Genomic DNA, 19,713 nt, shown 5'->3' on the forward strand with positions numbered 1-19,713 from the left:
ATCGCTCGGCGCAAGGGCGACGCTCGCAGAGGTCAGCGGAGCGGATCACTCCTTTCATGTGCCAGCGCGATCTGGCCGCACGGACACGGAAGTCTTAACAGACATGCTCGACACGCTTTCCGTTTGGATAACGACGAAGCTCGGGTCTGCTGCGTCAACCTGACACGCAGTAGCCCGTATGGGCAACATTCATGAGTGTGCGTCGGTCGTCGAGCAAGCTGACTCGCGCCCTGTGAAAAGTGAATTCAATGGAGTGAGCAATTGTTGTCGCAGTCAAGGATCACGAACTTCTCCGCAGCGCGTGCTCTGTTCCGCACGACGATTTTCGGACCACGACCGGGCGTTTTTCGCTGAGCTTATAGATTCAGAACGCATGCATTTTACTCGACACTGAGCCGAAACTCGCGCTCAGCCGTCGAGGCCAAGCTCACGCCTGACATGGGCAAACTTCTCGGGGTTGGCCAGCCGCCGGTCGGCCATCATCACTCGCAACTCCTCGATTCCTTCTTCAGTGAAGAACAGCCGGGGGATGCTGGTGGTGGCGTCGAGCTGCATCAGGCCACGCTCCAGGAGGCTCTTGGCTGCCGGAGGCAGCTTGGGCTGTCCGGCCTGGGAGCCGCCGCGCCAGGTCCTGAGGTGGAAACCTTCGGCCACGGTTGGATATGTCGAGAAGAACATGTCGAGCTCGCGCCGGATGTAGTCGCGCTCCGCGGGCGAAAAGGCCCTTCTGGGTGCCGGCGTGTCACTCATGCTGCTGCTACGCAAGGCTGGGGACGCGGACGCGCCCTCCGGGCATCGACCCCGCTGGCCCGGCGTGTGCATGGATTGACAAAGAAAAAGAGAAACATAGTCGGACGTGCCCCTTGCCGTACGGCCTCTCATAGATGCATCCCAATAAACTCGCCAAATTGACATCGAGCAGCGGCGGTTCATCCCGTATTGGTGGGGCCAGCCGAGATAGCCCATAGCGATGGTCACTAGACGACTGAAATTGCACCCGCGATGTGTGTGCCCGGAAGCGGATCCCATCGCTGGCAACGCGTCCCATAGAAGCACGGATTGCGAGACTCCCGTCGGACCCCTTGCTATTAGAGGTTGCGGCATCGGGAGCTTGCCGTGGCTGAACTTATGATGGTGTGCCCATCCTGCGGCATCTACTTCGGCACACCTCGGCCGCCGCAGTCTGAGGGGGAGTTTATTGGGGCAGTTTGCGGAGCGTGCGAGCATCGCCTTACCGAGGAAGACATCAACCAATTCATTGATGCCTGGACCGTCGACCGCATACGGGATGCCATTAAGAGTCGTAGGGCGTAGCATAGTGGCCAAGACAACTCGGGCGGCGCATCGCTTTCCCTTGAAGGAAGACGCATTCGGTCAGCCCTGGCTCGTGTCAGAGCTACTGATACGAGATGGACCAGGTGAAGGGGGTTTTGTCGGGCTCGACCTGCGCCCGGCACAACGACGCAACAGGCGGAGGATCTTGCTCGAACAATGAACGGGCTCATCATCCGCACGTCATTCACCCGGTTTCAGGACTAGCCAAAGGCGCCCGAGCCGCGGACAGCCTTCTGAACGAAGCCCCGGCCGTCCTCGCCGGTTACGTTTCGTTGCAACTTCTGGCCGGGCTGAGGATGCAGTTTCGCGCTACCTCTTTCCTTTCTCGTCACGGACGGAAACAGACAGGTGAGGCGAACCCCATGGATGCACACCGCGTCTCCTTTCTGATCTATCCGGGAATCTCTGCCTTCGATGTGGCGGGACCTGGTAAGGCGCTTGCGCTGGCTGCGGAAGGGGGTGGCCGATATGAAGTCACGCTTCGGTCCGTGCGGGGGGGTCTCATAGAAAGCGACTGCCCTGGGGTATCCTTCAATAGCGTCTCGAGTCTGCCTTCTCCCCCGACCATCGATACCTTATTCATTCCCGGTGGCTTGAATGCAGCGACGGCATCGAAAGATCCCGAACTTGTGGCGACCGCGAAACGCCTCGCTGCATGCGCCAAGCGGATCGCCTGTGTGTGTACGGGCGCATTTCTGGCGGCGGAAGCGGGGCTTCTGACAGGAAGGCGAGCAGCCACCCATTGGCGGTTCTGCAGCCAATTCGTCGAGCGGTTTCAAGACGTCAAACTGGAACCTGACAAGATCTGGGTTCAGGATGGTGAGGTTTGGTCTTCCGCTGGCGTCAGCGCAGGCGTTGACCTCACTCTTGCTCTCATTGAAAGGGACCACGATGGCACGCTAGCACTTCGGGTAGCCCGCGATCTTGTGGTGTTCTTCAAACGCCCCGGGGACCAGTCTCAGTTCAGCACGTTACTGTCGGGGCAGATAGCTGACGCCGATGGCACTTTAGGACCTTTGTTGGCTTGGGTCGCGGACAATCTCCACGCCGACCTGCGAGCAGAGACGCTGGCCGAAATGGCTAACATGAGCTCGCGCAACTTCGCTCGAAGCTTCGCCGCCCGCACCGGGATGACTCCCGCCAAGGCAGTCGAATTGATCCGCGTTCAGGCGGCTCGTGAGGCCATCGAGCAGAGCGGCACTCGACTTGGTGTTATTGCAGCTCGATGTGGCTTCGGTGATGAGCAACGGATGCGCCGCGCATTCGTGCGTCATTTGAATGCAAGCCCTGCTGATATCAGAGCGCGCTTCTCTGTGGTTCATGCTTAAAAACGGATAAGCGCAAGATGGCGGTGCACCGACCCTGCATTTGATTGAATAGCTTTCAAAATTGTCGCCATCCTGTCAACCGACTCGCACGCGCTCTGCATGACTGATCGAAACCACCAGCGTGAGCGCCAATGCCAAGATCCCCGCTCCGAACCACATCGACGCATGGAGGCCGATGTGAGTGACTGCCAGGCTACCGACCAGCGAGCCCAAGCCGATCGAAAGCTGGAAGACACTCGTGTTTATGGCCTGCGCGACCTCGGCCGATTCACGCGTGAAGTTAAACAGCCAAAGCTGCGTGCAGACCGGAACCATACCCCACGCAAGCGCCCAGACCATCACCGCTACGCAAACTGGAGTCGCGTAGGCCGCGAAAGCCGCGACGACCAAGACGGAGAGCAGGATCGAGATGGCTGTAACTAAGACTGCAAATTGCGGGCTGCGTTTCGCCAAAGCACCGCCAACGAAATTCCCGGCGACGGCCATCAGGCCATAGCCACACAACAAGATGTTTAGATCACTATTTCCAATACCGCTGACCCGCCCGAGATAAGGCGTAACGAATGTAAAACCAGCGTATTGCCCTGCGACGATAAAAAGAATCGTGCCAAAAATTCCTCGTATTCTTTTTGATCGTAGAATACAGACAAACTGCACCAACTTGAACCCGTGGCACGTCGTGATCGACGGCAAATAAAGCAGTTGAAAGATAGCGGTGGCGGTAGAGAGCACACTCGAGATGATGAAAGCAACGCGCCAGTCGAAATGCGCGCTTACGTAGGAACCCGCAGGGACCGCCACGACAGCCGCGACCGATATACCCGCAAAAACGAGGGACGACGCGGAACTTACCTTGTCGTTGGCAACCAAATTTCCAGCAGCGGTGACCGCAATAGCCCAAAATCCCCCAAGGGCCAACCCGAGAATGATCCGTCCCACCATCAGAATAAGAAACTCTGATGCGATGGAAGAGAGGACGTTGGCGATTATGAGCAGGACGCTCAAACTTAAAAGAGCCCACTTCCGATTTACCTGACCAATCACAACCGTAGTTATGGGGGCCGCCAGAAAGGCAAACACAGCGGTGGAACTGATTGTGAGAGCGGCTTTTCCTTCGGAGATATCGAACCCGCGACTGATGCCCGGCAGCAGTCCGACCGGCAGGAATTCCGCCAGAACTATTGCAAAAGCCCCAAGCGCGATGGCCCAAACGCCGACCCACGGGCCTTTGCCGGCAGCGCTCGCGGCGCCAGCCCGGTGCTTCGGTATCGAACTGCCTTGCGGAACGGACAATGTTCTATCTCCAGGCATCGATTGCCATCTCCTGGGTTAACTCAACACAGATTTTCAGATCGATTTGAAGCATCGGGATGCTTTACTTTTCGGCGGTGGCGATCAGCTGACGGAGGGTCAGCGGGGGGTCCCACCCACCGCCAAGCGCGCGATACACACCGACGGCTGCGCGTGCTGCAGCAGCGCGATTCACGTCTAACTCGTCTTGGGCTACCAGTAGCTCATTGTCTGCGTCGAGAACATCTGTGAGAGTGCTCGTGGCTGTTTGGTAGTCCTGCATAGAGAAGTCACGCGCTTTGGTCAGAGACGCGACTTCTTGTTGAAGGTCTGAAACATGGGCTCGCGTCTGCCCAAAGGCCGATAATGCATCTTCGACATCCTCCGTTGCGTGCAACAGGGATTCTTTGTAGTCGGCGAAAGCTTCCCCATGCGCGCCGCGGGCTTGGGCGACTTCCGCATCGACCTTGCCAAAGTCGAATATTCGCCAGTGCAAGGCACCGCCACCGGTCGCGGCCAATGAATTCCCAGATAAAAACACATTTGCGCTCAGGCTGTCGAAGCCAAGCGCTCCGGCCAAAGAAATCTTCGGATAGTAGTCGGAGATCGCGGCGCCAATCTCCTCGTTAGAGGCGGCCAGCCGCCGTTCCGCGGCGATCACATCAGGCCGACGCCTAAGAAGATCAACGGGCTGAGAGGCAGACGGTATCGCCGGGACTTTGGGGATCCCCTCAACCTGGCCCAGCTGCTGCGCATAGGTCCCGGGTTGGACGCCCATCAGCACACCGAGGCGGTTCATCTGGACTTCGAGCGCGTAGCGCAACGGAGGCACACTCGACTGCGCTTGCTGTAGCAGGGCTTGGGCCTGCGCGAACTCTCGACTGGACGACGACCCTATCGCATAGCGCCGGTGAACAAGTGACACCAGTTGCTGATCCGTCTTGATCTGGGCCTCGGCGACGGCCAGGCGCGCTTGGTATCCACGTATCTGGAGGTAAGCGTCTGCGGCGTCGGCCGCAACGGTAATGCGCACAACTGCCTGATCAGCGGCAGCGGCTTGGGCCTCCTCCTTCGCGGCCCGTGATGCTCGACGAAGACCCCCGAAAAGATCCAACTCCCAACTGGCGGACGGGCCGACGACATCTTCCGCACCATTCCGATGGAAGCCCGGCGCGCCATTGGAGACCGAACCAAACGCCCCGTTGAGGCTCTGATGGGTATAGGTTGACGATGCGTTAACATCTATTGTCGGCAATAAAGCAGCACCCGCGCCTGACGCCGCAGCCCGTGCCTGCTGCACGCGAGCAAGAGCCGCTTGGAGGTCAAGATTTTGATCCAGCGACCGCTGCACGATCGCCACCAGAATGGGGTCTTGAAACCCCGTCCACCAGCGATCCAGGGGAGGTGCTATCCTGGTATCGGACTGCATACTCACGACATTGTGGAAGGGCGCGAATGTTGTGCTTGGTGCATCGTAACTCGGACCGACCATGCAACCGGATAGAACTATGCTGAGAAAGCCACTGCTCATTGCAGTTCGTGTTACTCTGGTGTTCATGGCGCACTCCTGGACGCAAAGTCATTGGCGGCAGATCTGTGCACCGCAGCCCGTGCGCCGCCCGACCTACGAATGAAGGTGTATAGTGCGGGCGTGAACAAAAGCCCGAAGGCAGTGACCCCGAGCATCCCGAAAAACACCGTGGTGCCGAGAGATTGACGCATTTCGGAGCCCGCCCCTTGTGCCACCGCCAGTGGAAAGACCCCCAATATGAACGAGAAGCTCGTCATTAGGATCGGGCGGAGGCGTGTCCGGGCCGCGTGCGTTGCGGCGTCTTCAGGCGTGACGCCCTCATGATCCTGCTTCTGCTTCGCGAACTCCACAATCAGAATCGCGTTCTTCGCGGCCAACCCGACCAGCACCACGAAGCCGATTTGCGCCAGGATATCGATCGGCATTCCCCGCATATCCAGACCGAACGCCGATGGCAGCAAGCCCATTGGCACGATCAGCACAATCGACAGCGGAAGCTTCCAGCTTTCATACAGTGCCGCTAGAACAAGGAAGACAAAGATTGCAGAAAGGGCGAAGATCGCGATTGTCGGAATGCCTGGCTGTGCCTGCTGATGGCTAAGCTCTGTCCAATCCATCGCAAAGCCCGACGGCAACACCTGCTGTGCTAACTGCTCCATCCGCGCCAGCGCCGTGCCGGACGAGACGCCGGGTGCCGCGGAGCCGAGAACATCGGCCGCTGGGTAGAGATTATACCGCGGCTGACGATAAGGTTCTGTTTGATTGGCAAATGTGGCCACAGAACCGATGGGAACCATATCACCCTGGGCGTTCCGGACCTTTAGATGGCTTATATCTGCGGCCGTCCTCCGAAATTGCTGATCCCCCTGAGCCAACACCTCGTAGGTTCGGCCGAAGTAGTTGAAATCATTTACATACTGAGACCCGATGTAGAGCTCGAGGGTCGAGAACATGTCGGCAGGCGTAACGCCTAGCTTCTCTGCCTTCTCGCGATCGATGCTCGTATAAAGTGACGGCGCACCGGCATTGAATAGAGTGAACACGCCCTGAAAGACGGGGTCTCGGTTTGCAGCCGAGACCAGCATATTCGTCGCACTGGCGAGTTCGGCCGGAGTATGGTTACCGCGATCCTCGACCATTAGTTTGAAGCCGCCCGCGGAACCCAGCCCCTGGACGGGCGGTGGATTTACAACAATTATGACCGCATCTTTGATCTTCGTCAGAGCCGCGCGCACCTTTGGCAACACCGTCTTAGCTGTGACGCCAGGAAAATGTTTCCCGTAAAGTGACGGCAGACCATAGAACACCGTCCCGACGTTGGGAGCGACAGTTGATGTCGTGACGTCGAACCCCGATACGGGGGACGTGTGCGTAGCCGGAACCGTCTTGAGGACGACGTCATTGACTTCCCGCACGACGGCATCGGTGCGCTCCAAACTGGAACCCGGAGGGAGGAAGACGATGACAGCCTGATAGCCGATATCCTGCTCGGGGATGAACCCTGTCGGCATCCGCGCCATCTGAAAGCCTGTCAAACAGATGAAACCAAAGTAGAGCACGGCCATCAGTGCCGTTGCACGAACAAGGCGGCTCGTCGTCTTCCCATAGTTGGTCGCGAGCCAATTGAAGCCTGCATTGAACCGACCAAACGTGGCTTCGTGGATCCAGAGACGGATCCCCGAGGGCGGCCTGTGGTGGTGGGGCGTCAAGAGCACAGCACAAAGGGCCGGGCTAAGCGTCAAGGACACGAATACGGAGATAATTGTCGCGGCCGCTACCGTTACCGCGAACTGCACGAAGAATAGCCCCGAGATCCCGCTAATGAACGCCGACGGGATGAACACCGCGCACAGAGTGAGCGCTATCCCAATGAGTGCGGTCGACACTTCATCGATCGTTCTATGAGCGGCCTCTCGTGGAGACATGCCCAGGGCAATGTTTCTCTCGGCATTCTCGACAACGACAATAGCGTCATCGACAATGGTGCCGATTGCCAGGACAAGACCGAACATGGACAGGTTGTTGATAGAAATCCCAAAGATGGCGAGAATCGAGAAACTGCCTATAAGTGAGATGGGGATCGCCACACACGGAATAATCGTGGCGCGCCATGTCTGCAGGAATACAAAGATGACACCGACAACAAGCGCGATCGCGATGAAGATCGTTTTGACTACTTCTGTGATAGACTGACCCACGAATGTCGTCGGGTCATAGATTCTCGTATAAGCGAGACCAGAGGGGAACGACCTTTTGAGCTCCGCCATCTTCGCCCAGATCTCGTTTTCGACTTGAACGACGTTGGCCCCCTGCGTCGCGATCGGAAACCACGGGGCCGATGGATATTTGTCCGCGTAGGCAATCGAGCCATAATCAACTGAGCCCAGCTCCGCACGCCCGATGTCGCGTATTCGGGTGACCCGTCCCAAATCGTCTGATTTAACGGTGATATCACCGAATTGCTTGGGCGTCTGGAGACGGCCGAGCGTTTCCACATTTACCTGAAATGCCGGATGTCCCTTAGTCGGCGGTGCGTTCAGCGTTCCCGCAGAGACTTGCACGTTTTGCCCGCGCAGTGCCGTCATTATGTCGCTGGCGCTGATGTTATGCGCCGCAGCCTTGTCCGGATCAATCCAAATCCGCATCGCATAGTCGCGCGCTCCGAATAGCTGGAAATCCTCGACACCAGGCAACCGCGCGATTTCGTCTCGGATTTTCAGCATATAATTTGAGATGTATTCCGGGCTGCGTGATCCGTCGGGCGAATAGACGTGCACACCCAGCAATAGCGCTTGAATAGTCTTTTTCACCTGCACGCCTTGTGCCTGGACCTCTTGCGGAAGGCGGGACAATGTATCTTGGACCCGACTTTGGGCAAGGAGGAGATCGGTATTCGGATTTGTGCCGATCTTGAAAATGACGGTGATGGCGAGCTGCCCATTTCCCGTTGATTGGCTACTAATATAATCCATGCCCTCGACGCCATTCACTGCCTGCTCGAGCGGTGTCGCAACGGTATTTGCGATGGTCTCTGCTGACGCGCCTGGATAGCTGGTGATGATTTGGATGGTGGGGGGCACGATATTAGGATACTGGGCAATCGGCAGCGTAAAGAGCGACGCCAGTCCGAATATGGCTATGAAGATATTAATCACCACGGCAAAACGTGGATGATCAGTGAAGAAATGAGAAAGCTTCATCTCGACCTCAGCGCTGGCTTTGATTGGAATCGAAGTGAATCGATCCGTCGCGAGGCGACACTTTGGCGCCGGGATGCGCTACTGGGATGCCGTCGATGACGACCTTATCGGTCGCGGTCAGACCTGATGTAATGACGCGCAGGCCGCCGCGGAGGTCACCCACCGTCACAAGCTTGGGCGTGACGACGTTATGGGGCCCAACCGCCAGGACCGAATAGGTCGTTTGATCCGGCAGAAGCGCCGCTTCAGGCAGTAGAAGCGCAGGTTTGGGCGGTGCGATTTGTACGTCAATACGGGCAAACCCGCCGGGAGTCAGCGCGAAGTCTTCATCGGGGAAAGTCGCACGCGCATGGATCGTACCACTGGACCGGTCCAAGGTATTGTCGATGAAATCAAGCTTCCCTTGGCGGGTTATGCCGCTGCCGTCGTCGACTGACAGCGTCACATTCTCAGCCAGCACGTCACCGGGATTGGGGCGATCCCTGAGGAAGGTGCCGTAGTCCGACTCGCTCATGTCAAAGTTGAAGTAAATCCGTCCCGTCGACATGATCGTCGCCAGCAAGGTCGTCGCGCTGGTGCCATACCGGTTACCGGAAATGAGATTGCCAACGGAGACCTGATGCGCACCGATCTTCCCATCAAACGGCGCCAAGATGCGTGTGTGATCGAGGTCAAACTGCGCATCATGTACTGCTGCATTAGCATCATCAATCGAGGCCTGTGCTGCGCGCCGGTCGGCCACGCGCTGGTCGGTTGTTTCGACACTACCAGCACCGCTCTGGCTCAGGCTGGCCGCTCGAAACTCCTCACGATTTGCCAAGGCCCAGCGGGCTTGCGCCCCCTCCAACCGGGCTTGGGCTGATGCCAGGCGAATTTGATAGGGGGTGGGATCTATCTGAAAGAGCAATTCGCCCTTTTGAACGATCTCTCCATCTTTGAAGCCGATCTCGGTCAAAATGCCGCCGACCTGTGCTCTCAGGTCTACCTCTTGCACAGGCGAGAACTGTCCGAGCAAATTCAGGCGCTGGTCGATAGCGTGCTGCAAGGGTTTACTCACCACCACGTAAGGAGGCGGTACTGCCGCCGCGGATCCTGCCGCGGAATTTGAAAATCGTGGCCCGACAATGACCATCCCGACAACGGCAGCCATTGCCAGAAGCGACACCCCCCAGACCTTGACCCCAGGCTTTCCGGAGCGATGACCATTTACTCCTGTAGGTAATGTTGTATCGCGCTGCGTTATCGAGTCAGGCATTGGGTCCTCACTATGTCGATGTCGACGCTCATCCTGCAAACCGATGTCATTTAACGTCGGGCAGAGCAGCGGCGATCTTGTCGGTGATCCATCACTTCTGTACTGGTCCCGGAAGCGCACGATCTTCTGACCGCCGGACCCTTACTCATTCAAAGACTTGGTCTTCCGATCGCTTGAAGATCTACTTCATAACAAGTCATTTCCCGAACCAACCGCGCCATGGTCGGCATATTTTGCTCGCCAGTGTCCCGGCATCGGACCGGCATATTTGATAGAAAACTCTTCCGGCGTCGCGGCGTGTCTCGACGATTCCCGCTCGCTTGAGGGAGACCATCTGTTGCGAAAAGTTAGGCTGCGATGCATTCAGCAATTCCAACAACTCACCCACAGAGCGCTCTCCGTCCAGAAGATGGCAGGTTGCGGAAAAACGTAACGGGTGTCCTAAAGCCTTCAAGGTAGAGGCAAAAAGAGTGAGGTTTCCTGCTTCTCTTGTTACAAATCTCTTATTCCGTCGCAAATAACATACCCCAGCAAAGGCAGAGACAATCATGAAGATTTGAACTTGGGTTTACTGCAGCCGTTCTATCAAAAGCGTTTGCTGGGCTGCGTTAATGCGTTGCGTTGCTAGTTCTGCGAATAAGAGCGCAACCATGATAAATGCAGCGCTTATATACCCAAGATTATGCATGCCGACGGCTTTGATCCCGAACGCGCCGATCCCACCAGCGAGTGTTATACCGAGATAAGTTCCGGAGGTGTTTAGACCCAGGACAACGGGAGCCGAATGGGATGCCGCCATCACCAGTCGATGTTGCTGCGGCACGAGCAATCCCCATGCGACACCACCCCAGGCCATGACGACAATGGCAGCCGTCCAGATGTTTTGGCTGGCCAGAGGCAAGCAACCCATGATCACCGCCAGCATGATCAAACCGCAAAGGATTACTTTACTATTGCCGATACTGTCCGAGAGACGGCCGGCAACAAGGTTGCAGATCAGACCGCTCACGCCCCAGAGAACAAGGAGACCGCCCAGCAACAGGGTTCTACCGTGGATGATCTCGGAAAACACGACGGCGAAGTAGATGTAGCAAATGAAATGCCCGGCCTGATAAGTAAGCCCCGTGATGAGTGTAAGAGCTACGCGCGCCTCTTTCACGGGCGTAATGCGTTGAAGCAGGCTGATTGCGGGCAGTAACGGAATATCGGATAGCAGCGTTGATACCCCCACTCCCGCGAGCGCAGCCAGGGCTGAAACGAAGAGCATGGTCCATCGCCAGTCCCCGAAGCCACCAATCAAGGCGCCAAGAGGCGTTCCAAGCGCTGTGGACGCCGTCAACCCAGTGATCACGATGGCAAGTGCAAAGCCGCGCTTCTCAGGCCGAACGATCGTTGCGGCCGCTCCTGTCGCCGTCGGAGCGAACATTGCTGCGCCTAGGCCCGCCACCACACGCGTGACGAGCGCAAATCCGAAGCTCGGCGCCAGGGCAGTCGCAAGGTTGGCCAAAACAAACGTGCCAAGGCTCGCGAGGAGCAGGGTCTTACGCGGAACGCGTGCTGCCATTGCAGCCACCGTGGGAGCCGCCAGCGCATAGGTGATCGCGTAGACGGTCGTGATCTGTCCAGCCACACCGATCGGGACACCGAAAGCCCGTGAGATTTCCGGCAGAATGCCCGCCATAACAAAGCTGTCCGTCCCGAGGGCGAACATCCCCAGAGCAAGAACAAGCAGACGTCTATCCATGACTAATATGTTCCTTCGCGGCGAAAGCAGATCCACCACGTCCCTGGAGACAAACGGACGTTCGACGACCGGCCGATATGCGCTAAAGGATGGTTGCGGCATCCTGCCCAAGCGCTTGCATGGCTCGAACGTACGGGATGTTCCCATAACTGATCCTGGCGACGCCCAGCGCGGCTAGCTCAGCTTTTGCGGGAGCGCCCTGCATGACCATGATGTTGACCGGCAGGGCGACGCGCTCACATATCCTAGAAATTAACTCCGGGTTGATGAGCCCCGGATAAAACACCCCGGATGCACCTGCAGCAGCATAGGCCTCGGCCCTCTGAAGAGCCTCCGGGAGGGTCTTTTCATGATCTCGTTCAGGAATGAAGTAGACATCTGTGCGGGCGTTGATGAACAGATCGACGCCCTTATGTTCGGCAGATCGGCGGATAGTCGAGATGCGTCGCGCCTGCTGATCGGTGTCACGGAGCACATCTCCCCCGATGAGGCGATCCTCAAAATTGACTCCGATGATCCCGATGTCGACCAGGCGCGATATTGTTTCCGATAAGACTGCATCATCGTCACTGTAGCCGCTTTCGATGTCGACGGTGACAGGCAAGTCTACGCTTTCGACGATCCGGCTGATAAGCCGCTCGACGAAATCCAATGGGATCGCTTCGCCGTCTTTATAGCCCTGAGCCGCGGCAACAGCCCAGCTACTCGTGGCGATGGCCTGCGCGCCAGCTGCCGCGATCGTCTTAGCACTCCCTGCGTCCCAAGCGTTGTAGAGGATAACAGGCGTGCCCTTTCTGTGGTCTTTAACAAACTTGCCGGCTTTGTCGCTGGTTTTCATTGATAGCACCTTATCTCTTCTATCTCGCTACTCTGTGACGCGCCTAGATTGGCTTCTCTGTTCTGTACAACCATCTGCTTTCAAAACACGCTTCGACGAAGCCGGGAATTTGAGAAGCTTCTCTGCTGGACGGATCGGACGGGCAACAATGTTTCCGCCGCAATTGGGACAAATACCTTGCAGAATGTCGGACGCGCACTCTTCGCAAAAGGTACACTCAAAACTGCAAATCCCGGCAACAGCCTCGTCTGGCGGCAGCTCTTTACCGCAACATTCGCAATTCGGTCTCATTTCTAGGATCATGGTGTTCTCTCGACTTTCCTTAGCCTTATCTGCGCTCCAGGGCCCGAAGAACTCGTTGGCATTCGGACGCTCAAACTCGTCAGAGACGCGCCGACGCCAAGCCACTTTCGGACATCCCATCCGCTAGACGAAGTAGACTGCGCCGCAAACCGAGCTTATGCGCCTGACCGCACCCTAGTGGCCTGCGGTTCGACCTCCGTCGACGTAGTGTATTTCACCCGTGACATAATCTGCGTCCTCAAGATAATTTATCGCCTTCACGACATCCTCGATTTGACCATTGCGATTGAGGGGCGAGAAAGATCGCAAGCTTTCCAAGTCCGCCCCGTCATGGAGCGGCGTCACGACGATACCCAAGGAAATGGTGTTTACACGAATGTTGCTCGACGCCAATTCCATTGCCAAACCGCGCGTGGCGGCAACGCCAGCCCCTTTGGACAACGACGCCAGGACCGCCGGAACGGTCTGGAGCGGGTGCTCGACCAGGCTCGTCGAAATCTGAACGATGTGACCGCCACCTTGTTTTTTCATGACAGGCACAGCAGCTTGGGTCGCGAAGAAGACGCTATCGAGGTTGGTCCGCATCACTTCCCGAAAGAGCGTTTCAGAAATGTCCTCGATGCGTCCTGGCCTCCAGATACCCGCATTGTTGATGAGAGTATCGACTCGCCCGAAACGATCAAGCGCCGTTTGAATGATCCTGCGCGCAACTTTTGGGTCGCCCGCATCGCCGACAACGGTGACGTAATCCGGATCAGACGATACTGGAATGGTGCGGGCATTTCCCACTGCCCGCCATCCACGGTTGCGATAGGCTTTTATAAACGCTTCGCCCAAGCCACGGGAAGCTCCCGTCACCACGACTACTTTTCGATCGTTGTTCATGACCATCCTCAGGGAAAAAAAGTAAGCCGCACAGAGAACCGACACCGGCCAAGTTACGGGCCGTCAGACTGTGTGCCTGGCCAAGTCTCGGCTACACGCACATGGTAGATCGAAGTGATCCCTATTCTACTTCACTCGAAGTCGTGTTTAGTTTAGAAAGATGACCGAAGCCGATGCTCTCGATTAGCTCGTTCTGTATTGGCTGGATGGCCGCATCCGCGAGATCCGCCCCAAAGGGCAGCCCGACAACAACACGGCTCGGTCTCTTGCCAGGGGCGGTCTTGATGACGTGGGCTAGCGCCACGGCAACGTCATGCGGATCGGGAGCCTGCTCAGAGGCGAACAATCCACTCAGGTAGTTGTTGAACGCTTGTGGAAGGGCCGCCACGTCTCCATAGCTCCTCGCACGACCGGCATCCGCGGGCTGCTGGATTGCCGTGTATAACTTCGTCGGATAGGGACCCGGCTGAAGAAGCACGACGTCGATACCAAATTGAGATAGCTCGTAGCGATAGCCTTCAGTCATGGCTTCGACGGCGTGCTTTGACGCCCCGTATAGGGCGAAGAAGGGAAGGGTGACTCGGCCGAGTATAGAGCCGATATTGATGACCACGCCCGATCCAACCGCCTGCATTGCAGGGAGGGCCGCCCGGGTAACACGGTGTATCCCGAAGACATTGACCTCAAACATCGACCGGACCTGTTCGGGCGTGAAGGTCTCTGAAAGACCCCCGGCTGCGACACCCGCATTGTTGATCAGCACATCAAGCTTGCCACCCGTTTTGATGAGCAAGTTTTTGAACGCCGCGTCGACGCTGCGGTCATCTGTGACGTCAAGCTCGATTGTCTCGATGCTCTTCGCGGCTAAGCCCTCTGCAACCTCCCGATGCCGCCCATCTAGGTCGCGCATGCTAGCGAATACCCGATGCCCCTCTCCCGTTAACGTCCGGGCAATGTCATTGCCGAAGCCGCTAGAGGTGCCTGTGATTAGTACCGTCTTTGACATATGGAAAGTCCTGAGGGTTAAAGAGAGCTCTGAGACTTTAGACAGACGCCGCGGACTTCATTTTGCGAACCGTCTCCTCGGTGGTCCAGACGGCATTCGCCATAAACCGGTAATTGACCATTGCCGCCGCATAGCCGTCGCCTTCTTCATTCACACCTGCCGCAACGGCATCACGCACCATGGCGACTTCCATGCCTGCCTCGATGATGTCCCGCATATGAGATTCCAGACAGATATTGGCGACTGGCCCCGCCATGATTACCTGCTCGACTTTTCGCATTCGAAGCTGCTTGATGACGTCGTTGGCTTCGCATCCAAAATGCTTGTGAGGTGCAGTGTTGCAGGTGTGCCCATCTTGGAGGTACCTCTTGAAGGGCTCGAAATAATCCGCTCGAGAACCTTCAAAACCGTCGAGGTCGACCGGATCCTTCCGGGCGCAGAAGCCGATCCCAGCCAGATAATGACCGATCGCTCCGGGTGGCACTTCCCATTGGCTATCGGTGGGATAGTAATAATGGGGGGAATGGATCACGTAGTAGCCTAGCTCCTGTGCGGTTGCGAGGAGCTGCTCGAGGTTCGCGACGACATTGCGTTCCTTCAGGGCATCCGCGATGAGCTCGTAATAGGTTCCCTGTTTTTCTTGCAGAAATTCATTCTGGATATCAGCCAGTACGAGCGCGGTTCGTGCTTTAGTGAGTTGCATCTCGGGGTTGCGGTGCGTGAACGTAAGCATGCGTAGCTCCTAAAAGCGAAGCGACATAGTATCGGTGAGAATGAAGCCACGCGCCCCGCTTCTCGCGTCGCGATCGCCAGATGTGTTGTTAGAGCAATTGCTAACTCCTCGATCCATTTACTCCTAGGACAAACAGGCTTCGTTTTTTGCCAAACCGCGCGACGCAAGCTTTTCGCCAGCACGCCACCTCATGGCAGTCGAGAGGATCTTGACGAGAGCTTCCCAAAGCCAAGGCATCGGTGCCCGTTCGAGCGAGAGCGTCTTCGAAACGAAGAAGCGCCCCAGGCCCAGTCCCGAAATCAAATGGCCAATTAGGCGTCATTTTCTGCCGAACTTAGCTAACCGGTTCACTTACGTGGCAGGAAATGATAGCGTGCAGCTGTTGGCAGAGTTTCCTGAACCGCGAGCAAGCCATGTCCGCACATCGCGTCGTTTTTCTGATCTATCCAGGAGTTGCAGGCTTCGATGTGGCCGGACCGGCGCAGGCCCTGGCTGTCGCGGGTAAGAATTCTTATGAAGTCACTCTGGCCTCACTTGCCGGGGGGCAAATCGAAACCGATTGTTCCGGGCTCTCCCTCGGAAGCATCTCACTGGCAAGCGTCGAAGACCCTATCGGTACGCTGTTTCTGCCAGGCGGTCTTAACGCACCGACGGCCGCCAAGGATCCAGCATTGCGTGAGGGGGTCAGGCGACTCGCAGCGCGCTCGAAGCGGATAGCGTGCGTCTGCACAGGCGCGTTCCTGGCAGCGGAAGCCGGGCTATTGTCCGGCCGACGGGCCGTGACCCATTGGCGATATTGCGACCTTTTCGTCGAACGTTTCAAAGATGTGCGACTGGAGCCCGACCCAATCTGGCTGCAGGATGGTCATATCTGGTCGTCTGCAGGTGTCAGTGCGGGGGTCGATCTAGCACTGGCGCTGATCGAGAAGGATCAAAGCCTCAGTATAGCGCTCGAGGTCGCCCGAGAGCTGGTCGTCTTCCTGAAGCGACCAGGCGGTCAGTCACAGTTTAGCCAAGTCCTTTCCGGCCAAATTTCGGATTCAGAGGGCCCCTTAGGGCCTCTCTTTGCTTGGATCGCCGACAACCTTGGCGCTGATCTTCGGGCAGAAGCATTGGCAAAAAGGGCTGGGATGAGCGGGCGAACCTTCGCACGCTATTTCGTCGCGCGCACCGGATTGACGCCGGCCAAAGCGATTGAGATCATTCGTATTCAGTCGGCACGCGAAGTGATTGAGCAAAGCGATACACCCCTTGGTGTCGTCGCAATACAATATGGCTTTGGAGATGAGCAACGCATGCGCAGGGCGTTTCAACGGCAATTGAGCGCATCGCCTGCCGAGATACGTGCTCGTTGTTCCCCGCGGGGTTCAAAAGTGGTCTCTACGGAGCTGGAACTGGTTAAGTGAGGCCGGAACCTATTGTGTGGTCAGCTTCCGAGGAGTGCGATCCACTTTTCGGACGCAACTCGGCTTTGAAGACCGAGACGCCCAAATGCGAGTCGTTGCTTGCGGATGCGATGCGTCAGCTCAATGCCCGCGATGGTGATTGCCGCGTTCTAGAAACACTTGAAGCCGAGCATCACGGCGACGCGCCGCTTGACGCTCCGATGGTCGTGCTCAATCAAATTGTTCAGGTATTTTGGACTTGCTTCGGAAAAGTGGAGAGCTCCTGATGCGTTGAGAGGAGTTTTCTGGCCATAAAGCAGAAGCGGTTCACGAAGGAGTTTGAGGAGGAGGCCGTCCGTCTATTACGCACGAGCGGTCGGACGAAGGGGGAGATCAGCGAGGATCTTGGCGTCAGCTTGTCGACCTTGACGCGATGGCTGTCGCAGAGGCGGGAGCGGGAGATGGAGGAGCCGGATCGGCGACCTCCTGGCGAGGACCCTGCGGCTGAGCTGAAGCGGTTGCGGCGAGAGAACGAAATCCTCCGCCAGGAGCGGGATATCCTGAAGCGGGCCACGGTGGGTTCAACCGATCGACGCAACCACTTGGGCGAACATATCACCCGGCGTTCGGTAGCCAAGGGTCTTTCTGGGCCGAGTGTTCAGGCTTAGCGCGATTGTATTGAGATCGTCCTGACTCTGGGTAGACAGATCCAATCCTCTGGGTAGGTATTGACGTAGCAAGCCGTTCGTATTCTCGTTACTCCCGCGCTGCCACGGGCTTTGTGGATCGCAGAAATAGACATCCACGTCAGTCGCGACCGTGAAGCGCTTGTGTTGTGCGAGTTCCATGCCGCGGTCCCAGGTCAACGACGACATCAGCCCCGCAGGCAGCTCTCCGACCTGGCGGATGAGGGCATCCACCACGTTTTCGCTGTCTTTGCCACCGACATGAATAAGCATCACGAAGCGGGACTGACGCTCTACCAAGGTGGCAATATGCGTGTTTTTGGCGCCAGAAACCAGGTCACCCTCCCAGTGACCAGGTATGGCACGATCTTCGATCTCAGCAGGCCGATCCTTGATCGATACGGCTCCGATGATCTGTCCCCTTGGCTGTCCGTCGGTTGTCGACGTCTTGGCGCGCCGCATGATGCGCCTGCTGCGCAGATTCGAAAGCAATTCCCGTTTCAGGGCGCCACGGGCCTGGATGAACAGGCTTTTATAGATGGTCTCGTGAGACACCCGCATCGCCTCGTCATCGCTATGCTCGACCTTCAACCACCCAGCAATTTGCTGTGGTGACCATTTCGCCTGCAGTTTTTCCGCAACTGTGTCCCGGAGCTGGCTATTGGTCGCCAGCAGACAAGGCTTTGGACGAAGTGCCTTTTGCCAGGCACGCTCGTCAGCGCCAGTCGCACGGTAGTGCTTCCGTCCTCCGTTGCGCCCTATTTCACGGCCAATGGTGGATGGGGAGCGCCCGAGTTGGACAGCGATGCAACGGAAGGGCAGTCCGGCCACCAGACCACGCGATATCTCCTCTCGTTCACCTTCCGTCAGCGCCAAGCGGCTTCTCGTCCTCAAGGGCGGGGCAATGCCGCCCTTGGCAAGGACCACCCCGAATATCGATCCAGCATGCTTTCCAAGCGCTCGGCCGATGTCGCTCAGCGACTCACCGGCCTTCCATCGGTTCCACAACTCTCGCTTCTGTCCGGCGGATAGTCCAGGCCGACCCATTTGCGCCATCGCGGAACCTCTCTGACCGTTATGAAATCAACCAGATTGCGTCGACCAGTTGAACCCACCACGGCTTTTTTCGCCAAGGAGGGAAGTCGATGAGGTTCGAACTCATCGACCGGGCGAAGAAGGACTTCCCTGTCCAGCGACTTTGCCGGGTGCTTGATGTCAGCGAGAGTGGCTATTTCGCCTGGAGATCCCGTTTCGCCAGCCGGCGGCAACGGCAGGATATGGTGCTGCTTGCGCATGTCCGTTCGGCCTTCGCCCTGTCGAACGGCACCTATGGGAGCCCGCGAATGACGCGGGAGCTTCGTGATCAGGGCCTCACGGTTGGGCGCCGTCGCACCGCACGTCTCATGCGGGACAACGGTCTGCGAGCTCGGCAAAAGCGCCGTTTCAAACGAACGACGGACAGCGAGCACGTCTGGCCGATTGCCCCCAATCTTCTGGACCAGGATTTCACCGCCACGGCGCCAAACGAGAAATGGTCGGCGGACATCTCCTACGTATGGACCAGGGAGGGGTGGCTTTACCTGGCGATCGTGATGGACCTTTTCTCCCGGCGCATTATTGGCTGGTCGGTGAGTGACCGCCTGCACCGCAATTTAGCCCTGGCCGCACTTCGCCGGGCTTTTGCCATTCGCTGCCCGGAACCCGGGCTGATCTGCCATTCGGACCGCGGCAGCCAATATTGTTCGATCGACTACCAGAGTGAACTCCGCCAGCATGGCGCTCACATCTCAATGTCCGGCAAGGGCAATTGCTATGATAACGCGATCGTCGAGACCTTCTTCAAAACCCTGAAGTCGGAGCTCGTCTGGAGAACACTCTTCATGACCCGGCAGGATGCCGAGGCCGCCATCGGTCGCTATATCGACAGCTTTTACAATCCCGTCCGGAGACATTCGTCACTGGATTTCGTCAGCCCCGCCACTTACGAGAGGCAGGCCGCCTGATTTAAAACAGCTCTCCACTTTTCCGAAGCAAGTCCAAGCAGCATCATCGGCACCAGGAGTTCATTCGCTTCCTTAACGCCGTTGAGGCTGAGATCCCCGCGGGCAAGCAGGTCCACGCCATCATGGATAACTACGGAACTCACAAGCACCCAAAGGTCATTGCGTGGCTGGAGCGGCATCCGCGTTGGATA

The 19,713-nt window shown here is 57.4% G+C and carries 15 protein-coding genes and 4 pseudogenes; 5 read left to right on the plus strand and 14 right to left on the minus strand.

Annotation, left to right across the window (positions count from 1 at the left end; all coding sequences use genetic code 11):
* Nucleotides 1–408 precede the first annotated feature (408 nt).
* Nucleotides 409–750 (minus strand): hypothetical protein, encoded by a 342-nt coding sequence (locus GSQ83_RS25725; protein ID WP_158805733.1) that lies wholly within the window; start codon nucleotides 748–750, stop codon nucleotides 409–411.
* 659 nt (nucleotides 751–1,409) lie between these two features.
* Between GSQ83_RS25725 and GSQ83_RS25730 the strand changes: the two genes are divergently transcribed.
* A complete protein-coding gene (locus tag GSQ83_RS25730) occupies nucleotides 1,410–2,663 on the plus strand; it encodes a GlxA family transcriptional regulator (RefSeq protein ID WP_216850582.1) in 1,254 nt (417 codons plus the stop codon).
* Between the two features lie 75 nt (nucleotides 2,664–2,738).
* Here the strand turns inward: GSQ83_RS25730 and GSQ83_RS25735 are convergent, their stop codons facing one another.
* The 11 genes from GSQ83_RS25735 to GSQ83_RS25785 all read right to left on the minus strand — a co-directional run bounded on the left by GSQ83_RS25735 (nucleotide 2,739) and on the right by GSQ83_RS25785 (nucleotide 15,448).
* The gene (locus GSQ83_RS25735; RefSeq protein WP_216850583.1) at nucleotides 2,739–3,956 is read right to left on the minus strand and encodes an MFS transporter; all 1,218 of its coding nucleotides are present in this window, start codon (nucleotides 3,954–3,956) and stop codon (nucleotides 2,739–2,741) included.
* An 82-nt stretch (nucleotides 3,957–4,038) separates the two neighbouring features.
* Nucleotides 4,039–5,511, minus strand: coding sequence for a TolC family protein (locus tag GSQ83_RS25740; protein WP_158805735.1), 1,473 nt, complete (start codon nucleotides 5,509–5,511; stop codon nucleotides 4,039–4,041).
* Entirely contained in the window at nucleotides 5,508–8,684 is a 3,177-nt protein-coding gene (locus tag GSQ83_RS25745) for an efflux RND transporter permease subunit (protein WP_158805736.1), read from the minus strand. Before GSQ83_RS25745 ends, GSQ83_RS25740 begins: the two co-directional genes overlap by 4 nt.
* 7 nt (nucleotides 8,685–8,691) lie before the next feature.
* On the minus strand, nucleotides 8,692–9,939 hold the full coding sequence (locus GSQ83_RS25750) for an efflux RND transporter periplasmic adaptor subunit (RefSeq protein WP_216850585.1): 1,248 nt from the start codon (nucleotides 9,937–9,939) through the stop codon (nucleotides 8,692–8,694).
* 196 nt (nucleotides 9,940–10,135) lie between these two features.
* Nucleotides 10,136–10,489, minus strand: coding sequence for a metalloregulator ArsR/SmtB family transcription factor (locus GSQ83_RS31525; protein WP_158805737.1), 354 nt, complete (start codon nucleotides 10,487–10,489; stop codon nucleotides 10,136–10,138).
* Between the two features lie 18 nt (nucleotides 10,490–10,507).
* Entirely contained in the window at nucleotides 10,508–11,683 is a 1,176-nt protein-coding gene (locus GSQ83_RS25760) for an MFS transporter (protein WP_158805738.1), read from the minus strand.
* Nucleotides 11,684–11,765: 82 nt separating this feature from the next.
* Nucleotides 11,766–12,521: an isocitrate lyase/phosphoenolpyruvate mutase family protein gene (locus tag GSQ83_RS25765; RefSeq protein WP_158805739.1), complete on the minus strand. Its 756-nt coding sequence runs from the start codon at nucleotides 12,519–12,521 to the stop codon at nucleotides 11,766–11,768.
* Nucleotides 12,522–12,548: 27 nt separating this feature from the next.
* Complete coding sequence (locus tag GSQ83_RS25770; RefSeq protein WP_371418079.1) at nucleotides 12,549–12,944, minus strand: DUF1272 domain-containing protein; 396 nt, start codon at nucleotides 12,942–12,944, stop codon at nucleotides 12,549–12,551.
* A gap of 54 nt (nucleotides 12,945–12,998) precedes the next feature.
* Nucleotides 12,999–13,709 carry an SDR family NAD(P)-dependent oxidoreductase gene (locus tag GSQ83_RS25775; protein ID WP_158805740.1) on the minus strand — a complete coding sequence of 237 codons (711 nt, stop codon included), beginning with the start codon at nucleotides 13,707–13,709 and terminating at the stop codon, nucleotides 12,999–13,001.
* 121 nt (nucleotides 13,710–13,830) lie between these two features.
* Entirely contained in the window at nucleotides 13,831–14,715 is an 885-nt protein-coding gene (locus tag GSQ83_RS25780) for an SDR family oxidoreductase (protein WP_158805741.1), read from the minus strand.
* Nucleotides 14,716–14,752: 37 nt separating this feature from the next.
* Entirely contained in the window at nucleotides 14,753–15,448 is a 696-nt protein-coding gene (locus tag GSQ83_RS25785; RefSeq protein ID WP_158805742.1) for an isochorismatase family protein, read from the minus strand.
* Between the two features lie 413 nt (nucleotides 15,449–15,861).
* Here GSQ83_RS25785 and GSQ83_RS25790 point away from each other — a divergent pair, with 413 nt between their 5' ends.
* Nucleotides 15,862–16,854 carry a GlxA family transcriptional regulator gene (locus GSQ83_RS25790; protein ID WP_158805743.1) on the plus strand — a complete coding sequence of 331 codons (993 nt, stop codon included), beginning with the start codon at nucleotides 15,862–15,864 and terminating at the stop codon, nucleotides 16,852–16,854.
* A gap of 152 nt (nucleotides 16,855–17,006) precedes the next feature.
* Here GSQ83_RS25790 and GSQ83_RS25795 read toward each other — a convergent pair.
* Nucleotides 17,007–17,087 (minus strand): annotated as a pseudogene (locus GSQ83_RS25795) (IS6 family transposase); the annotation flags it as partial.
* A gap of 51 nt (nucleotides 17,088–17,138) precedes the next feature.
* On the opposite strand from GSQ83_RS25795, the pseudogene GSQ83_RS25800 reads away from it, so the two are divergent.
* Nucleotides 17,139–17,408, plus strand: a pseudogene (locus GSQ83_RS25800) (transposase); the annotation flags it as partial.
* 6 nt (nucleotides 17,409–17,414) lie between these two features.
* On the opposite strand, the gene GSQ83_RS25805 reads toward GSQ83_RS25800, so the two are convergent.
* A complete protein-coding gene (locus tag GSQ83_RS25805; RefSeq protein WP_371418080.1) occupies nucleotides 17,415–18,575 on the minus strand; it encodes an IS30 family transposase in 1,161 nt (386 codons plus the stop codon).
* Nucleotides 18,576–18,640: 65 nt separating this feature from the next.
* Between GSQ83_RS25805 and GSQ83_RS25810 the strand changes: the two are divergent.
* Both GSQ83_RS25810 and GSQ83_RS25815 read left to right on the plus strand, forming a co-directional pair.
* Nucleotides 18,641–19,522: pseudogene (locus tag GSQ83_RS25810) on the plus strand (IS3 family transposase); the annotation flags it as partial.
* Between the two features lie 29 nt (nucleotides 19,523–19,551).
* Nucleotides 19,552–19,713, plus strand: a pseudogene (locus GSQ83_RS25815) (IS630 family transposase); the annotation flags it as partial.

The sequence above is a fragment of the Acidisoma sp. L85 genome (assembly GCF_009765865.1).
GTDB lineage: Bacteria > Pseudomonadota > Alphaproteobacteria > Acetobacterales > Acetobacteraceae > Acidisoma.